This window comes from Thermocrinis minervae, assembly GCF_900142435.1.
Taxonomy (GTDB): domain Bacteria; phylum Aquificota; class Aquificia; order Aquificales; family Aquificaceae; genus Thermocrinis_A; species Thermocrinis_A minervae.
In genome coordinates this window covers 491,571-507,605 of record NZ_LT670846.1, presented here as the reverse complement: position 1 = coordinate 507,605, position 16,035 = coordinate 491,571, and the positions used below count along the sequence as shown (strand labels likewise).

Here is a 16,035-nt window from a genome sequence, read left to right as displayed (position 1 = left end):
GATGATAGTAGACATAGAAAAGAAAATCGTAAAAGCCAAGATAGTTTACTATGGTCCTCCTCAATCTGGTAAAACTACAAACTTAGAAAAGCTCTCTGAAATTTTAGGACTCAATCTTTTGAAAATAGACACCTCTGGTGATAGAACTCTAGTGTTTGACTTTGCAACCAGACGCGAAGTAGTCAATGGAATAACTGTATCCTTTGCCCTCTACACAGTACCAGGACAGGAGATATACAAGGACATAAGGCTCACTGTGCTAAGGGGTGTGGATGCGCTAGTATTCGTGGCTGACGCCCAAAAAGAAAGGCTAAGAGACAACCTGTACTTCTATGACCTCCTGAAAGAAGACCTTAGAAAGGTTGGAAAGAGCATAGAGAACTTACCAATAGTTTTGCAGTACAACAAGATGGACCTTCCCAATAGTATGAATTACGAAAGCTTAGAAGAAGCATTAAACAAGTGTAGATATACATCTGTGTGTGCTTCTGCCATAAGGGGTGAAGGCGTTCAAGAAACATTAGACCTTCTAATAAACCAATATCTCATGAAGATTGGAGTTATAACAGTATAGATGCTCTCAGGAACAATTAGCACAAAGCAAGATCTGGTAGACCTTATAAACGGCTATCTTGCAAACAAAGCAGGGATATTGGACCTGTACCTTAAGGACAGGTTCTTATCCCTCTATTTAGAAAACGGTCTAGTTGTAGGGTTTTATGCTCCAAGCTTGGAGCTGCTGGGAGGTAACATAGTAAACAAGAAGTCTCTGCTTCTCTACCACTTCTCAGATGTTATGCAGAATACAGGCGGCTTCTTCACCTTCAGAAAGGATAATCCTTCGGAAGCATTTATTCTAATGGATTCTGGAGTCTCCGTTGAAGAGCTTGTGCTTCAATCACAGCTAGTAGAAGTAGAACTGAAGACTCTCTTAGAAGGAATAATAACACCGTATGCTGTCCTCAGAGTAATCAAGCCATTTCCCGGTATGGAAAACTACGATGGGAAGAGTTTCTACACAGTTCTAGCCTTATCTGAGGACTCACTTATAGAATCTATAAGAAAGCTTAAAGATCTTATAGCCAAAGGATTTGTGGATGTCTACCAGTTTTACTATCCAGAGGAAGGGCATAGCGTAAACCTTGATGTCGTTATACAGGATGTTGAACTGTCCAAGGTAAAGCTTCTAACTTTGCTTGAGAACTTTCACTACAGTAGGTTCACGGGCGTAATAAAAATACGGGATGAGAAGGATCTGGTTGAAATTTACTACATAAAGGGTAAGCTTGTAGCTGTCTACCCTGTAGACCATGAAGTATTCTACTACATGCTCGGCAACAGCGAGCGAGCACGCATAACGGCGTTGAGCATGGATGAAAGACTAATATCCCTGTACATGCTTAGACACCTTGAAAGAAAGGCCGTTTCTAGTTTGGAGCTTGATTTTATTGAGCTCGGAAAGGTCATCATGGGGATGAACAAAAGGCAGAAATCGGGTATTGTCACCGTGTATTCCTCGGGAAGCGTTGTGTACATGTTCTTTGACAAGGGTAGGATGATGGGTGTGGTTGAGGAGAAAGAAGGATCGCTAAGACTCTTAGAAGGCTTGGAGCTAAAGGATGCGGCTTGGATGGATCTGATCTTTGAAAGCCCGATGGAGAACATATCTTTGGTTGTACATCTGCTGTTAATAAATATCCTCTATGGTATCATCCTCAGACATAGTGTACAGAACGCCAACATAGTAATGAATCTGCTTGCCTCTTCGGACAGCCTTAAGTACGAAGATGGACAGATAAAATGTAGAAAGTATAACTACGTAGATAAGGAAGAAGTAACCAACCTCCTTAATTTTCTCCTTGATATGGCGGATAAAGTTCTGGGCAAGAAGAAGTTAGAAGAAGAACTAGAGACACTTATACAACCCTACAGGGAAGTGTTTAAGATACTTAATGTAGAGGATATCTTCCAGCTTACTAAGGAATGAAGGAGAGGATACTTCTGGTAGAAGATGATCTGTCCCTTGGAAGCATGCTCGTTGAAGGTTTAAAGTACGAAGGTTTCTCCGTGGATTGGGTCAAGGATGGCTTTAGTGCTATTAAAAAAGTGATGGAAGAAGAGTACGATGTCGTTCTCCTAGACCTCATGCTTCCTAAGATGGATGGCCTCAAGGTGTGCAAGACTATAAGACAAACCAAAGATATACCTATAGTCGTTATAACTGCCAAGTCCCAGATAGAAGATAAGGTTGAAGTTCTAAACGCCGGTGCTGATGACTACATAACAAAACCCTTTTCCTTCAAAGAACTCTATGCCCGTATAAGGGCTGTACTCAGGAGATACTCAAAGAACAACAAAGACCATATAAAAGTGGGTGATCTTTTCATAGATTTATCATCCGCACAGGTGATCTACAGAGGTGAACGTATAAACCTGACCAGGCGGGAGTTTGAGTTATTAAAGCTTTTGGCAGAAAACCCTAACACTGTATTAAGCAGAGAAAAAATATACAGCCGTATATGGGGTTCGGGTCATGAAGAAGGCTCCAACATAGTGGATGTTTATATAAAGAACCTAAGAAGAAAGTTAAAAGATGAAAATCATCAATTGATACAGACTGTACGTGGGTTTGGTTACATGCTAAAATCTAATGACAGTTAAACTAAAGATACTAATCATATTCTTAGGAGTTTACCTATTTAGTAATGTGATAACTACCGTATTCTTGGTATTAGCTATAAGGACAGTGCTTGTAGGTCACGCAATAGATTATATCGATGGATATGTTTCACCCATATTGGATGTATACAGAAAGCATTATAAAGACCCTAAGATCTACATAAGAGGTTTAGCGGAAGCTTTAGCTTCAGAAAGGCTATCCGTTATAGTGCTAAACAAAAAGAATAAGATACTTTACATCTATAGCTTCTCAAATTATGATGAAGAAAGATTGCCTCTTTTAGACGTAGAAAATGTAATCAAAGAGAAGCACGGTGTGATCAACGATTATATCTTCATAACAAAAACAGTCGGAAATTATAAGCTTATATTTTTAAACAAAATAGACGAAATAAAACAGATACAGAAGAAACTCATCTTTTTTACATTAGCACTTTCTTCTGTAGTATCTATCCTAACATCTCTAATAATAGTCTTTCTTGTAAGATCTGCATTTAAGCCGCTTACGTACTTAACGGATAAATTAAGAGAGGTATACAAAGGTAATATGGATGTTAACATAAAAAAACAAAACGCAAAAGATGAATTCTCCATACTTATAAACACTTTTGCAGATATGTTAGAAAAATTAAAAGAGACCTTCAACTTTCAAAAGGAAACAATAGCCAACTTTGCACATGCTCTCAAAACTCCACTTACCTACATAAAAGGTCAGTTGGAACTCTTAAGCTATGGCGTGTATGAAACCGATAAGGAAAAGTTTAAGGAGGTTATAAAAAGCATGCAGATTCAAGCAGAAAAGATGCATAGGCTCATAAATAAACTTTTGCTTCTTATGAGGCTTGAAAGCGGCATTCCCATAAAGAAGGAAGAACTGAGCCTTTCTGAAGTATTCGCAGAGGTGGAGGAAGAGTACGAGTACATAAGAAACACCCACAACTTTATAGTAGAGTATCCCAAAGAAGACTTAATAGTGCTCGCCGACAGAGAATACCTTAAAATAGCCATATCAAACCTTGTGGAAAACAGCTACAAGTACACACCTGAAGGAGGTACCATAAAGCTGTACATCAAGGAATACTGCGTAGTAGTAGAAGACACGGGCAAGGGAATAAAGGATACACAAAGGGTGTTTGAAAGGTTCTACAGGGAAGATGGTGAAAAGGAAGGCTTTGGCCTTGGCCTTTCTATAGTCAAAGCCATCGCCGATCTTCACGGGTTTAGGATACACGTAGAAAGTCAACCAGGAGCAGGTTCCAAATTTTATCTGTGTTTTTCATGAGTTTTTCATAAGACTCGTAGTACTATAATAATATAAAATCTTTGTAAGGAGGTTTAGCCATGAGGAAGCTTCTAGCAGCTCTATTAGCTGTAGCCTTTGCAGGTGCTGCCATAGCAGCAGAACAAGCTGCTCCTGCCGAGAAGAAGGAGGAAAAGAAGGAAGAAAAGATGGAACATAAGAAGGCTCACAAGAAGCACCACAAGAAGGCTCACAAGAAGAAGGAAGAAAAGAAGGGAGCAGAGCCTGCACAACCCGCTCAACCCGCTCAACCAGCTCAACCCAAGTAAGCTTGTCTCGGGGCCTATCGGCCCCTCCTTCAAAGTTCTACACTCTCCATAAAGTTTGGTATGTATACATTAAAACCCAATCTTTCCTTTATCTTTTGCTTGAGAATTTCCATCTTCTCCTCTTCTCCATGGATTAAATAAACCATAGAAGGGTTTTGAGTGTAAGAAAGCCACTCTAGAAGCTCTTCTTGGTCTGCATGCGAAGAAAAGCCATTTATGGTGTAAACCTTGGCGGCGACCCTTATCTCTTCTCCAAAGATGTTTACAGTCTCCTGACCATCTACTATCTTTCTTCCAAGTGTTCCTTTAGGTTGATATCCTACGAAGACTAAAGCGCACTCTTCCCTCCAAAGGTTGTACTTAAGGTGATGTAATATCCTTCCACCTGTAAGCATACCAGAACCTGCTATGATTATGGCGTTAGACCTTACAGAGTTTATAGCCTTGGACTCCTCCACGCTTGATGTAAAGTACAGGTTGGGTAACATAAAAGGGTTCTTTTCTAAAAACACCTTTTTGGTTTCTTCATCGTAGAATTCTACGCTGCTTAAAAAAACTTTGAGAAGATTAATCGCTAAAGGACTGTCCAAGAATATCTGACACCTTGGCAAAAGGTTCTTTTCATGAAACTCTCTAAGTACGTAGAGTATCTCTTGAGCCCTCTCTAAAGCATAGGAGGGTATTATCACGTTGCCATCTCTACTAAACGCGTAGTTTATGGCGTCTAGGAGTTCCATCTTAGAATCTTCGAAGCTTTTGTGAAGTCTATCCCCGTAAGTGCTTTCCATTATCACGTAGTCTGCCTTTTCAGGGTAGGATGGATCGTTTACTATGGGTTTATTCTTGTTACCAAGGTCACCAGAGAAGACTACACGTTTTATCCTTCCATCTTCGTATACTTCAAACTCTACAAAGGAAGAGCCAAGTATATGTCCTGCGTCCTTGAATGTGACCTTTAAGTGAGACGAAATAGAAAATTTTTCTCCGTACTTTAGGAATTTCTTAGGTAACTCAAACACATCCAGTACATCGTGTTCGTCGTAAAGCGGCTCTCTGGGTTCTTTACCTATCCTAGCATACTTCTTTAATGAAGTCTTGTAGTTTTCATACATTACCTTTGCTGCATCCAGAAGCATGAACCTTGCTATCTTGTACGTCGGTTCTGTGCAAAGTAAAGTACCTTTAAAACCCTCTTTTACTAAAAGTGGTAACCTACCACAATGGTCTATGTGGGCATGTGTTAGGATAAGGTAGTCTATGGTTCTGGGATCAAAAGGGAGAGGTTGGTAGTTCTTCTCCTCCTCCAATCCTTGGAACATGCCACAGTCTATAAGTATTCTCTTTCCAGAGGCTTCAAGCAAAAAGCAACTACCTGTAACACCCTTTGCAGCTCCAAAGAAGGATACCCTCATCTGTAAAGCCCCCTCTTGATTATGTAATCCTCCACCTCCTCCGGCACGAACCATTTTATGCTTAAACCCCTCTTTATACGGTTCCTTATCTCCGTTGATGATACATCTATCCTCCTTATGCTTAACATTATGTAGTCTTGATCTTCCTTCAACATGGGGAAGTTTTCCATAAGGTAGTTTTTCACCTCTTTACCCTTCCCATCTCTATCCACCACCACAAAACGTGCCATGTCTATAAGCTGTCTGTAATCTTTCCAAAGGTGGAGCTGAAGTATACTGTCCGCACCTACTATAAAAAAGGGTTTTTCTCCGGTTAATTTTAAAAGCTCTCTTGCAGTATCCACGGTATAGGATATACCACCCCTGTCTATCTCTATAGAGCTTACCTCAAAGAAAGGAAAATGTCTTATGGCGAGCTTTACCATATTAAACCTATCTTCTGGACTCGCCCTATGCTTTTCCTTCAAAGGGGCCTGAAAGGTTGGTATGAAGACTATCTTCTCGGGTAAGAGGTGCTCAAAAAGATCCCTGGCTACTATGAGATGCCCTACGTGTATGGGATCAAAGCTCCCTCCAAAGAAGAGTATCATCCTATCCTATAAACTATACTTCCCCTTTGAACAGTTTCTGGAGTAAGGGATATCTTCTCATTACTCATGAAGGAAACAAAGCCCTCTATTAGCCCAGCAAGGAAGTATATTACAGGCGATCCTATAAGATCGTTGCCCACTATAGCATCTGTGAATATGTCTTCATTGACTACTATCTTATCCTCCTGTTTTTGAATACTCTTTGCAAAACCCAGATCCTCAAGTATTGCACAAGCTCGCCTGATAGCTTCATCCTTGCTTAGAACTTCTGGAAAGTGTCCTATCAGGCTCTCTAAAAGCCTTGGCCCGGCCTGTCTACCTGCATCCCTCATAACGGCCTTTGCTCCCTTATCACCTATGAGCGTTTTTACGCCCTCCGCCATGTTTACTATGGCCAGGAGTAGTATATCTGGATCTACCACCTTTATCACCTCCTCTTACTTTTAATAGTTGTGCTATTGGTTATTATATAGAGAACGTAAAAAAAAGTGTGTACTATTAGAACAAAATAGATTAAGAATACAAGAATATTAGTACATAAAAAACACTTATTAACTTCTAAAAACATTTTATAACACTGGTGATGGTTTACGACTATAATCCTAAAGCAAGTATAGATACCAAGACGGGAGGTAAGTATCATGAATACAAGCAGAAGGTCCTTTCTCAAGGGCTTGGGCTTGGGTGGTGTTGCGCTTTCTACACCCAAACTCGTGTTTGCCGCCGCCGAGACGATAGTTAAAAAGGAAGCCATGCTACCCGAACCCAAGGGCAATAGAGTGGTGATAGTAGGTGGTGGATGGGCAGGCCTTACGGTAGCTAAGTATCTGAAGAAAGAAGCTCCCAACGCGGAGGTTATCCTGATTGAGAAAAGACCTAACTTCTTCTCATGTCCTATAAGCAACGAGTGGCTTGCAGATCTTGTAAGCCTTGACTTTCTCTCACATGACTACAACCAGCCTGCGGCCAAGTATGGTTACAAGTTTATAAACACCACTGTACTTGCCATAGAAAGGGATAAGAGAAGGGTTTACACACCGCATGGTTACATACAGTACGACTACCTTGTTCTGGCACCAGGTATAAAATACAACTACTCCGCATGGTTCAAGGATAACAAGGACCTCATAAAATACACGATGTTACACTATCCTTCTGCTTTCATACCAGGATCTGAACACCTGGCTCTTAAGAGAAAGATCTGGAACTTTGAGGAGGGTGAGTTTGTTATAACGGTTCCTCCCGGAGCTTACAGGTGTCCGCCGGCTCCATACGAAAGGGCTGCTATGATAGCCTACGTGTTTAAAAAGAACAAGGTAAAGGGTAGGGTAGTCATCCTTGACCCTAAGCCTGAGATAGTTCCAAAGGGCCCAGGGTTTATGGCTGCCTACAACGAGCTTTATGCAGGTATAGTGGAATACGTACCAAACGCTCATATAAAGGAAGTAGATCCTATAAAGAAAGTCATAAAGACCTCTCAAGGAGACTTTAACTTTACGGATGCAAACCTCAACCCACCACACCAGGCTGGTGAGCTCGTGTGGATGGCAGACCTCATAGCTAAAGACAAAGATGGTAAGCCTACAGGCTGGGCAGACCAAGACCATTTGACCTTCCAGGCCAAGTCAGACCCGAGGGTATTCCTTGTGGGAGACGTGATAGGTGGAGTTCCTTATCCTAAGAGCGGTCACATGGCCAACTCTCAGGGTAAGATAGTAGCAAAGATAATAGCCGCAAGGATGATGGGCAAAGATATAACTCCTGCACTGCCAGACAACACATGCTACTCCATGGTGAACGGTGACCCGCAGGAAGCTATAGTGATAAGCGTTGAGTACAGCTTTAACGAAAAGGAAAAGAAGATAGTGCCTAAGCCGAAGGTCATAAACCAAAGGTCTCAACAGCTAGCTAAAGCCACCTATGAATGGGCGAAGGGTTTATACAGGGACATGTTTGCATGAGGAGCTGATATGGATAGAAGAGATTTCATAAAGGTATGCGCCACCCTTGCGGTGGCTTCTTCCTTAAACCCATCCCTTATCTCTAACGTATTGGCAAATCAAGAGAACCTGCTCAAAAGGTACAACAAAGCTCTCTTAGTGGATGAAAAAGGTAACCCAATAACCGAAAGCCAGCTAAAACAAGAAGAAACTTACATCTTCTTTTATCCATACGCATCTACACCCTGTTTCCTCATAAACTTGGGCAAAGAAGTAAAACCTACTCAAGTAAAGCTAAAAGATGGTAAGACTTACACATGGCAGGGTGGTATAGGAAGCAAGAAAAGTCTTGTGGCTTACTCTGCCATATGCCCTCATCAGTGGAGCTATCCTACTCCCGATTATGCCTTCATAAGTTACTATGCAATGGACAAACCCTCCGAGACTACTAAAAAAGCCGGAGTCATACAGTGCTGCGCACACCTCAGCATATTTGACCCCGTGGAGGGTGGACAGGTGGTAGAAGGTCCCGCCGAAGTACCCCTTGCAGCTATAATTTTAGAAGAGGAGGATGGGAAGCTCTACGCCGTCGGTGTGCTGGGAGTGGATCAGTTTGAACCCTTCTTTGAAAACTTTAAACAGGACCTCAGAGAGAGGTACGGATCTACCGCAAAAGCAAAGGTCTTAGTGGATAGATGTGTAGTGATGGAGGTAAGCAAGTATGTCAAACAGCCCATCAGGTGTTAGTAGAAGGGATTTAATCAAAGCCAGTGCCTTTGGTCCATTTGCTCTTTCATCACTTGCCTTTTCAGGAGCTACTTTAAAGAAGGCTCAGGTGGTGATAGTAGGAGGAGGCTATGGTGGTGTAACAGCGGCCAAGTACCTCAAGAAGGAAAACCCAGAGCTATCCGTAGTCCTGATAGAGGAGAGACCCTTTTTTATGTCGTGCCCTATGTCTAACCATTATTTGGCTGGCCTGATGGAGCTTACACCCTTGTGCTTTTCCTACAACGTGCTAGAGGTCAAGCATGGTGTAAAGGTAATAAGGGATAAGGTTTTGGGTATAGAGCTGGACAAAAAACGCGTTAGGATATCGGATGCTTACATAAGCTATGACTTTCTTATACTATCTCCTGGTATAGACTACGATATAGAGAACAGACCAGATTATCAAGAGTCTGTTATATACAACCCGCCCGCTTTTAAACCTGGTTCTGAACATATATACCTGAAGAGGTTAATAGAAGAGTTCGAGGAAGGAGACATAGTGATGACTGTTCCGCCACCTCCCTACAGGTGTCCTCCGGCACCTTATGAGAGAGCGGCCCTAATCGCAAGCATGATAAAGAGAAATAAGCTAAAGGCTCATCTTTACTTCATAGATGCCAACGAAAGACCTATAATAAACGCAGAAGGTTTTCTGTCAGCCTACTACGACCTTTATAAGGATGTTGCTACCTACGTTACTGGAGTTACTGTAAAGGAGGTAGACGTTCACAAAAAGGTTGTTAGAACCTCTCATGGGGATTTTAAATACACCATAGCCAACGTCATACCACCTATGAAAGCAAATTCCCTTCTGGAAAAGGCCGGTCTTTTGAAGAAAGGTGAAAAATGGGTAGAGGTAGACCCTTTTACTTACGAGACTAAGGTAAAGAACGTGTTCGTTATAGGAGATGCTTCTCAGGGGTATCTGCCTAAGAGTGGCTTCGCCGCACACTCGGAGGGTAAGCTTGTAGCAAAGATAATAAACGCTAGACTAAAAGGTAAGAAAGTAGAAGAGGAAGCTCTTTACATGATATGCTATGCCATGGTAAACGACCGAGAGGCAATAATGACGGAAACTAGCTTTAGGTATGAGGTCTCTATGCATAGGTTCATACCTATCCATAGAGAGGACAATTTGCGTAAAGAATCCACCGCAAAAAGATACTACGAGTGGGCAAGAGGTTTATGGAGAGACATGTTCTCCTAAAATTATCTTCTATGGGTGAACTTCTTATGGAGAGCACCTTCGTGAGCATAGACTTAGAGACCACAGGCATAAACATGGAAAAGTCTCACATAATAGAGATAGCGTGCGTGAGAGTGGAGGGCGGAGTCATAACAGAATCTTTCTCCACGCTCGTATACCCCGGTGAGTTCATTCCAGAAAGGATAAAAAAGCTGACTGGTATCACAAACGCTATGCTAGTAGGTAAGCCATCCTTTGAGGAGGTTTTACCTAGATTCTTAAGGTTCATAGGAAACTCCGTGATAGTGGGGCACAACGTAAAGAGAGATATAGGCTTCATAGACAAGTACCATAGGACTGTCTACGGAAAGCCCTTTAAGCACCCTCATGTCTGCACCCTCGAACTTGCCAGAAAGCTGCTACCAGGATTGAAAAGCTACAGACTTTATGATCTTGCAAACTACTTTGGTATAGAGCACAGTAAGGAACACAGGGCGTTAAGCGATGCTCAAACAACAGCGCTTGTATTCTTGAAGCTTCTAAACATCCTTTGGTCTAACTTTAGGATAGGAAGCTACTTGGAGGTTAAAAGGTTTTCTAAAGCTTGAAGATGCTCTTTATCCTCTCCTTCAAACTGTCCTCCACTTGCAGACCTTCTTCGCCCAGCTCCTTGGCAAGCTTTACAAGGAGCTGCCTTACTTTTTTACTCGGGTCTTTGGGTACTTCTATCTTTAGAAGTACATGTAGGTTGCCTCTTCCCTTATCGTGAGGAAAACCAAGCCCTGGGATGGTCTTCGTGGCGCCGTGTTCTGTGCCTGGCTGTATGAAGATCTCCACTTCATGTCCTTCAAGGGTTCTTACCTTGGTCACGCCCCCTAAGACAGCGAGAGGAAAGGATATGAACTTCTCCGTATAAAGGTCTTTACCCACCTTCTTAAAATGTGGATGAGGTTTTAGGATCACTCTGAGGTATAGGTCTCCAGGCTCTCCACCCCTCTCGCCAAAGTGTCCAAAACCGGTTACCTTCAAAACTTCATCCTCGTCTGTGCCCGGTGGTATGGTGACCTTTACCGCGCTCCTTCTAGCAATCCTTCCTCTTCCACCACATACGGGACATGGGTTTTTAACTATGAATCCTCTTCCCTTACATACGGAACACGGTCTTGGAAAAGAGAATATACCACTTACCCTCCTACCAGTACCACCGCATGCGTGGCAAGTCTCCTTCTGGAGCTCTCCTATGTAACCTTTAGAGTCGCACTCTTTGCAGTCTGTCCATCTTTCGTACTCTATCTCCTTTTCGCAGCCGAAGGCTGCCTCCTCTAGGGTTAGTTCTAGTTTAAGCCTTATGTCCTGTCCCCTCTTCGGTCTTGGCTGTCTTCTCATGCCCTGCCATATGCTCTCCAAAAACTCCTGGATGTACTCCATAAAGTCCCTGTACTTCTTTTCGTCCCCACTCTCTAGTATACGGTCGTACTCCCTTCTCCTTTCGTCATCAGACAGCACGTGGTAAGCCTCGTTTATCTCCCTGAATATCTCAGAAGCTTTTGGATCTGGGTTAACATCTGGATGGTACTGTTTGGCCAGTACTCTGAAGGCTTTCTTTATCTCTTCTTTAGTGGCCTTTTTGTCAACTCCAAGTATTTTGTAGTAGTCCTTCACTTTAACACCTTTCCGGTCTTTATATAGAAAATATAGAGATCCAGCTCAGCCAAAGACAACTTCATATCTCTTGCTATACTCTCTAACACTTTCTCGGCAGTAAAATACAGATTTCTTGTGATGGTCTTGTACTCTGGAATGAGTCTTTTTTCCATCAGGAATCTGAATATATGTCTGTCTATGATGGCAACGTCTTCATAACCTATGTTCCTCAAGAAATGGGATGCTTCTTTGAGACCAAATCCTTCCACCTTGTACCTAGAGTTTGCGTTGCTTAACAGATCCCTTATCTCCTTACTGTTTTTAGTGGATCTAATCAGGGATAATGTTCTCTCAAAGTTCTGCCTTGCCTTTACTATCCTTTCTGCCCTCTGTCTTGCAAATCGGTGTCCCATCGAAGCTATAGCCTTCTCTAAAGCTTCAACATCGTCAAGAAGTTGTGGGTTTTCCATCATAAGCTTTTGTATCCTTATACCAAGCCTGGCTGACGAGTTTGCAGTTAGTATGCAGAAGGCTAGCTCTGAAAAGAGATCGGCGTCAAACTCCACTTCCAAGAAGGGAGAAAAGTCGTAGTGGGTTTTCCCTGTACTTCCAAGTTCCTTAAAGGACTCTAACCTCTGCTGGACATACCTTCCAACCTTCTCCTTAGCACGGGATATGTCCTCAAACATGGCTAAGCTCCCTAATCAACTCCTTTGCACTCTGAATAGTGCTCTCAGATACTTTACCCATAAGCCTTGCTATCTCCTTCAATCTTTCCTCACCCTCGAGTTCCTCCACCATCATAATGGGCATATCTCCTATGTACTCCTTACGTACTCTTATGTGTCTGTCTGCTGCGCTCGCTAATAGAGGGGAGTGGGATATAACGATCACTTGGGTGTTCTTTGAAAGCTTCTTTAAAAGCTTTGTGAACTTAAGCAAGGATTGTCCGCTTAGACCTGTGTCTACCTCGTCCAGGATGTAGGTCTCCGCCGGTGGGGATATGAGGAAGAGACTAAGGGCAAGCCTTGACAGCTCTCCACCTGAGGGCACTTCATCCAAAGGTCCAGCGTCCCCACCGTAAGAGGAGAACTTAAACACAACCCGTTCTTTTCCGTATCTTCCTTCCTCAAGAAGCATGTCCACTGTAAAAACTGACCTCTCCAGTCCAAGCTCTCTTAAAAACCCCATCACTGCATCCTCGAAGGTCTTTTTACCTTTCAACCTCTTCTCAGTCAGGACTTTACCTAGTTCCTGGAGAGTGCGGCGAAGCTCTTCAAGAGTTTTTAAAGACTCTTCAATCTTCTCTTCACTACTCCTTAGTCTCTTCAGCTCCTCCTTAAGATCCTGTACGTATTCTAGTATCTCCTTATAGGTCTTTCTGTACCTTCTTTCAAGGATCTGAACCTGAAAGACAAGCTCGTTTAGTCTGTCTATTTCCTCCTGGCTGAGGTCTAGACGTTTGTTCTGAACTTCTCTTTGAAAACTTGTAAGGAGATCTAAAACATGTGAAAGATTTTCTGTCCAAGCTTCAAACTCTGGGTATAGCTTACTTAGATCTTCTGAAAGTTTCTTGACTTTACTCAAGCTTTCTAGCACTCCGCCTTCCTTTAGTAGCAAATCTAGTATCTTTTCCACCAACCTGTTTACTTTATCTGCCTCTGAGAGGACTTCAAGCCTGCTTTTAACTTGTAGGTACTCATCCCAAGATAAACCTATACGTTCTATGCTTTTTATTTCTTCCTCAAGAAGCTTTATACGTGTCTCTTCCTTTTCCTTACTTTGTAGGTAACTTGCTATTTCCTCTTCCAAAGACTTTACCTTCAGGTAGATCTCTTCGTAGCTCTTCCTTAACTCCAAGGCACCCACGAATCTATCAAAGAGATCCCTTTGGAAGTCTTGCCTGGTTATCTTGAGCTTCTCATCCTGACCCTGCAGGAGTATGACCTGAGAGAGAAGATCCTTCACAGTCTTCTGAGAGCTTCCTCTACCGTTTATGTAGTACCTGCTCCTGGAGTTTTTTACCTCTCGCCTTATGACAGTCTCCTCCTGGCCAAGCTGGAAATAAGCTTCTACTGCGGTCCCTTCCTGATAGTCACCATCATCACCCATCAGGAAAAGGAGGGATTTTAAAAGTAGAGACTTTCCAGCTCCAGATTCTCCTGTGATGACGTTTAAACCTGTAGAGAATTCTACCTCTTCAGCTTTAAAAAAAGCGAAGTTCTCTAAGAGGATCCTGTGAAGCATAAAAAGATAGTATAAGCCCCCAGAAGGGGGCTTAGGAATTTAGTCTAGCTCGGGCATATCGGGTGTGGGTGTCTTCTCCTTCTTGTCTTCTGGTATTTCAGCTACCAAGGCTTCTGCAGTGAGCATAGTACCAGCAACGGATGCAGCGTTCATTATGGCTGTCCTTACCACCTTGGTTGGGTCTATTATTCCAGCTTCTATCATGTCCTTGTATTCACCCGTTGCAGCATCAAAGCCCCAGTTCTTACCCTTTTCCCTGCCAAGTTGTATGACCTTTTCAAGCACCACATATCCTTCAAAGCCGGCGTTTGCAGCTATCTGTCTGAGTGGTGTCCTACAAGCCTTCTTTATGATGTCAACTCCTATCTGTTGATCTGGGTTGTCCAGCTTTAGGTTTTCTAGAGCTTCGGATGCTCTTACGAGTGCTACACCACCACCTGGGACTATACCCTCTTCTACAGCTGCCTTTGTAGCATGTACGGCGTCTTCTACCCTTGCCTTCTTCTCTTTGAGTTCAGCTTCTGTTGCAGCACCTACCCTTATTATGGCTACACCACCAGATAGCTTTGCCAACCTCTCTTGTAGCTTTTCCCTATCGTAGTCGGAGGTGGTTTCAAGGATTTGCTTCTTGATTTGTTCTATCCTTGCCTGTATTTGCTCTTTGGAACCCTTTCCACCTATTATGGTAGTGTTGTCTTTGTCTACTACTACCTTGTCTGCCCTACCTAGCATATCAAGGGTTACGCTTTCAAGCTTGATACCAAGTTCTTCAGTTATAGCTGTACCACCTGTGAGTATGGCTATGTCTTGCAGGTAGTCCTTTCTTCTTTGACCAAAACCAGGAGCTTTTACTGCACAAGCCCTTATTACTCCCTTTATGTGGTTCACAACCAGAGTAGCCAATGCTTCAGCCTCTACATCCTCAGCTATTACGAGTAGAGGCTTACCAGCCCTTACTACTTGTTCTAGCACTGGTAACAAGTCTTTTACACTGGATATCTTCTTTTCGTATATGAGTATGTAAGGATCTTCTAAAACTGCTTCCATCCTGTCAGGATTTGTCACGAAGTAAGGAGACAGGTATCCTCTATCAAATTGCATACCTTGAACAGTTTCAAGGGTAGTTTCAGCAGACTTGGACTCTTCTACGGTTATGACTCCATCTTTACCTACGGCTTCCATTGCGTCTGCGATGATCTTACCTATGGTAGGATCGTTGTTTGCAGAGATGGTAGCCACCTGTTCTATCTCCTTCCTTCCTGTTACGCTGATGGATAGCTTCTTGACTTCTTCCACCACCACCTCTACAGCCTTATCTATTCCCCTCTTGACGTCCATGGGATTGGCTCCAGAAGCTATGGCCTTAAGACCTTCGTTGAATATAGCCTGTGCGAGTACTGTTGCTGTGGTTGTTCCATCACCAGCCACGTCAGCGGTCTTGGATGCTACTTCTTTAACAAGTTGAGCACCCATATTTTCATATGGATCCTTTAACTCTATCTCCTTAGCAACGGTAACTCCATCCTTAGTAACTAATGGAGTTCCCCACTTCTTTTCTATGATCACTTCCCTTCCTTTTGGACCAAGGGTTACCTTAACGGCGTTGGCAAGCTTGTCAACTCCAGCTTTTAGTCTAGCCCTAGCATCTTCTCCGTAGATAACCTTCTTTGCAGCCATGCTTCTCACCTCCTTAACTTTAGTTTTTATTCAATCACTGCAAGAACTTCATCTTCAGACATGATCAGGTACTTTTCACCATCTAACTCTACTTCTGTACCTGCATACTTGTTAAAGACTACCTTATCCCCAACCTTAACCTTGGGGGGTACAACTTGACCGTTGTTGAGAAGCTTACCATCACCTACAGCTACTACTTCACCCACTTGTGGCTTTTCCTTTGCTGTGTCTGGTATGATTATGCCAGAGGCTGTCCTCTGCTCCTGCTCCTCAAACCTCTTGACCACTATCTTGTCGTAAAGCGGTCTTAGTTTAGCCATCCC

General features: G+C 42.8%; 17 protein-coding genes. 9 read left to right on the top strand and 8 right to left on the bottom strand.

Annotation, left to right across the window (positions count from 1 at the left end; translation table 11 throughout):
* Window position 1 precedes the first annotated feature (1 nt).
* The 5 genes from B5444_RS02815 to B5444_RS02795 are packed head-to-tail and all read left to right on the top strand — an operon-like array spanning window position 2 to window position 4,248.
* Entirely contained in the window at window positions 2-574 is a 573-nt protein-coding gene (locus B5444_RS02815) for a GTP-binding protein (protein WP_079653731.1), read from the top strand.
* Window positions 575-1,987, top strand: a complete 1,413-nt coding sequence (locus tag B5444_RS02810) for a hypothetical protein (RefSeq protein ID WP_079653730.1) — start codon at window positions 575-577, stop codon at window positions 1,985-1,987.
* Window positions 1,984-2,661, top strand: coding sequence for a response regulator transcription factor (locus B5444_RS02805; RefSeq protein ID WP_079653729.1), 678 nt, complete (start codon window positions 1,984-1,986; stop codon window positions 2,659-2,661). The genes B5444_RS02810 and B5444_RS02805 overlap by 4 nt, the downstream gene beginning before the upstream one ends.
* Window positions 2,651-3,961, top strand: a complete 1,311-nt coding sequence (locus B5444_RS02800; protein ID WP_079653728.1) for a sensor histidine kinase — start codon at window positions 2,651-2,653, stop codon at window positions 3,959-3,961. The genes B5444_RS02805 and B5444_RS02800 overlap by 11 nt, the downstream gene beginning before the upstream one ends.
* A 59-nt stretch (window positions 3,962-4,020) precedes the next feature.
* On the top strand, window positions 4,021-4,248 hold the full coding sequence (locus B5444_RS02795) for a hypothetical protein (RefSeq protein WP_079653727.1): 228 nt from the start codon (window positions 4,021-4,023) through the stop codon (window positions 4,246-4,248).
* Window positions 4,249-4,277: 29 nt separating this feature from the next.
* Here the strand turns inward: B5444_RS02795 and B5444_RS02790 are convergent, their stop codons facing one another.
* From B5444_RS02790 to B5444_RS02780, 3 genes are read right to left on the bottom strand one after another with little or no spacing between them, the layout of a single operon-like run.
* Window positions 4,278-5,660, bottom strand: coding sequence for an MBL fold metallo-hydrolase (locus B5444_RS02790; RefSeq protein WP_079653726.1), 1,383 nt, complete (start codon window positions 5,658-5,660; stop codon window positions 4,278-4,280).
* Window positions 5,657-6,250, bottom strand: a complete 594-nt coding sequence (gene nadD, locus B5444_RS02785; RefSeq protein ID WP_079653725.1) for a nicotinate-nucleotide adenylyltransferase — start codon at window positions 6,248-6,250, stop codon at window positions 5,657-5,659. The genes B5444_RS02790 and nadD overlap by 4 nt, the downstream gene beginning before the upstream one ends.
* Window positions 6,247-6,681, bottom strand: coding sequence for a hypothetical protein (locus B5444_RS02780; protein WP_231967150.1), 435 nt, complete (start codon window positions 6,679-6,681; stop codon window positions 6,247-6,249). The genes nadD and B5444_RS02780 overlap by 4 nt, the downstream gene beginning before the upstream one ends.
* Before the next feature lie 210 nt (window positions 6,682-6,891).
* Between B5444_RS02780 and B5444_RS02775 the strand changes: the two genes are divergently transcribed.
* The 4 genes from B5444_RS02775 to B5444_RS02760 are packed head-to-tail and all read left to right on the top strand — an operon-like array spanning window position 6,892 to window position 10,752.
* Window positions 6,892-8,211, top strand: coding sequence for an FAD-dependent oxidoreductase (locus B5444_RS02775; RefSeq protein ID WP_079653723.1), 1,320 nt, complete (start codon window positions 6,892-6,894; stop codon window positions 8,209-8,211).
* 9 nt (window positions 8,212-8,220) lie between these two features.
* Window positions 8,221-8,937 carry a Rieske 2Fe-2S domain-containing protein gene (locus tag B5444_RS02770; protein WP_079653722.1) on the top strand — a complete coding sequence of 239 codons (717 nt, stop codon included), beginning with the start codon at window positions 8,221-8,223 and terminating at the stop codon, window positions 8,935-8,937.
* Window positions 8,912-10,165 carry an NAD(P)/FAD-dependent oxidoreductase gene (locus B5444_RS02765; RefSeq protein WP_079653721.1) on the top strand — a complete coding sequence of 418 codons (1,254 nt, stop codon included), beginning with the start codon at window positions 8,912-8,914 and terminating at the stop codon, window positions 10,163-10,165. The genes B5444_RS02770 and B5444_RS02765 overlap by 26 nt, the downstream gene beginning before the upstream one ends.
* 11 nt (window positions 10,166-10,176) lie before the next feature.
* Window positions 10,177-10,752 (top strand): 3'-5' exonuclease, encoded by a 576-nt coding sequence (locus tag B5444_RS02760; protein ID WP_079654638.1) that lies wholly within the window; start codon window positions 10,177-10,179, stop codon window positions 10,750-10,752.
* On the opposite strand, the gene B5444_RS02755 is transcribed toward B5444_RS02760, so the two are convergent.
* From B5444_RS02755 to groES, 5 genes are read right to left on the bottom strand one after another with little or no spacing between them, the layout of a single operon-like run.
* Complete coding sequence (locus B5444_RS02755) at window positions 10,742-11,806, bottom strand: DnaJ C-terminal domain-containing protein (RefSeq protein ID WP_079653720.1); 1,065 nt, start codon at window positions 11,804-11,806, stop codon at window positions 10,742-10,744. The genes B5444_RS02760 and B5444_RS02755 overlap by 11 nt on opposite strands.
* Window positions 11,803-12,477, bottom strand: a complete 675-nt coding sequence (locus B5444_RS02750) for an N-glycosylase/DNA lyase (protein ID WP_079653719.1) — start codon at window positions 12,475-12,477, stop codon at window positions 11,803-11,805. Before B5444_RS02750 ends, B5444_RS02755 begins: the two co-directional genes overlap by 4 nt.
* On the bottom strand, window positions 12,470-14,035 hold the full coding sequence (locus B5444_RS02745) for an AAA family ATPase (RefSeq protein ID WP_079653718.1): 1,566 nt from the start codon (window positions 14,033-14,035) through the stop codon (window positions 12,470-12,472). The genes B5444_RS02750 and B5444_RS02745 overlap by 8 nt, the downstream gene beginning before the upstream one ends.
* Before the next feature lie 39 nt (window positions 14,036-14,074).
* The gene (gene groL / locus B5444_RS02740; RefSeq protein WP_079653717.1) at window positions 14,075-15,712 is read right to left on the bottom strand and encodes a chaperonin GroEL; all 1,638 of its coding nucleotides are present in this window, start codon (window positions 15,710-15,712) and stop codon (window positions 14,075-14,077) included.
* Window positions 15,713-15,738: 26 nt separating this feature from the next.
* Window positions 15,739-16,032 carry a co-chaperone GroES gene (gene groES / locus B5444_RS02735; RefSeq protein WP_079653716.1) on the bottom strand — a complete coding sequence of 98 codons (294 nt, stop codon included), beginning with the start codon at window positions 16,030-16,032 and terminating at the stop codon, window positions 15,739-15,741.
* Window positions 16,033-16,035: the final 3 nt, after the last annotated feature.

Coding starts and splice junctions, on each gene's coding strand:
- B5444_RS02815 (WP_079653731.1), top strand. CDS start 2: ATGATAGTAGACATAGAAAAGAAAATCGTAAAAGCCAAGATAGTTTAC.
- B5444_RS02810 (WP_079653730.1), top strand. CDS start 575: ATGCTCTCAGGAACAATTAGCACAAAGCAAGATCTGGTAGACCTTATA.
- B5444_RS02805 (WP_079653729.1), top strand. CDS start 1,984: ATGAAGGAGAGGATACTTCTGGTAGAAGATGATCTGTCCCTTGGAAGC.
- B5444_RS02800 (WP_079653728.1), top strand. CDS start 2,651: ATGACAGTTAAACTAAAGATACTAATCATATTCTTAGGAGTTTACCTA.
- B5444_RS02795 (WP_079653727.1), top strand. CDS start 4,021: ATGAGGAAGCTTCTAGCAGCTCTATTAGCTGTAGCCTTTGCAGGTGCT.
- B5444_RS02790 (WP_079653726.1), bottom strand. CDS start 5,660: ATGAGGGTATCCTTCTTTGGAGCTGCAAAGGGTGTTACAGGTAGTTGC.
- nadD (WP_079653725.1), bottom strand. CDS start 6,250: ATGATACTCTTCTTTGGAGGGAGCTTTGATCCCATACACGTAGGGCAT.
- B5444_RS02775 (WP_079653723.1), top strand. CDS start 6,892: ATGAATACAAGCAGAAGGTCCTTTCTCAAGGGCTTGGGCTTGGGTGGT.
- B5444_RS02770 (WP_079653722.1), top strand. CDS start 8,221: ATGGATAGAAGAGATTTCATAAAGGTATGCGCCACCCTTGCGGTGGCT.
- B5444_RS02765 (WP_079653721.1), top strand. CDS start 8,912: ATGTCAAACAGCCCATCAGGTGTTAGTAGAAGGGATTTAATCAAAGCC.
- B5444_RS02760 (WP_079654638.1), top strand. CDS start 10,177: ATGGGTGAACTTCTTATGGAGAGCACCTTCGTGAGCATAGACTTAGAG.
- B5444_RS02750 (WP_079653719.1), bottom strand. CDS start 12,477: ATGTTTGAGGACATATCCCGTGCTAAGGAGAAGGTTGGAAGGTATGTC.
- B5444_RS02745 (WP_079653718.1), bottom strand. CDS start 14,035: ATGCTTCACAGGATCCTCTTAGAGAACTTCGCTTTTTTTAAAGCTGAA.
- groL (WP_079653717.1), bottom strand. CDS start 15,712: ATGGCTGCAAAGAAGGTTATCTACGGAGAAGATGCTAGGGCTAGACTA.
- groES (WP_079653716.1), bottom strand. CDS start 16,032: ATGGCTAAACTAAGACCGCTTTACGACAAGATAGTGGTCAAGAGGTTT.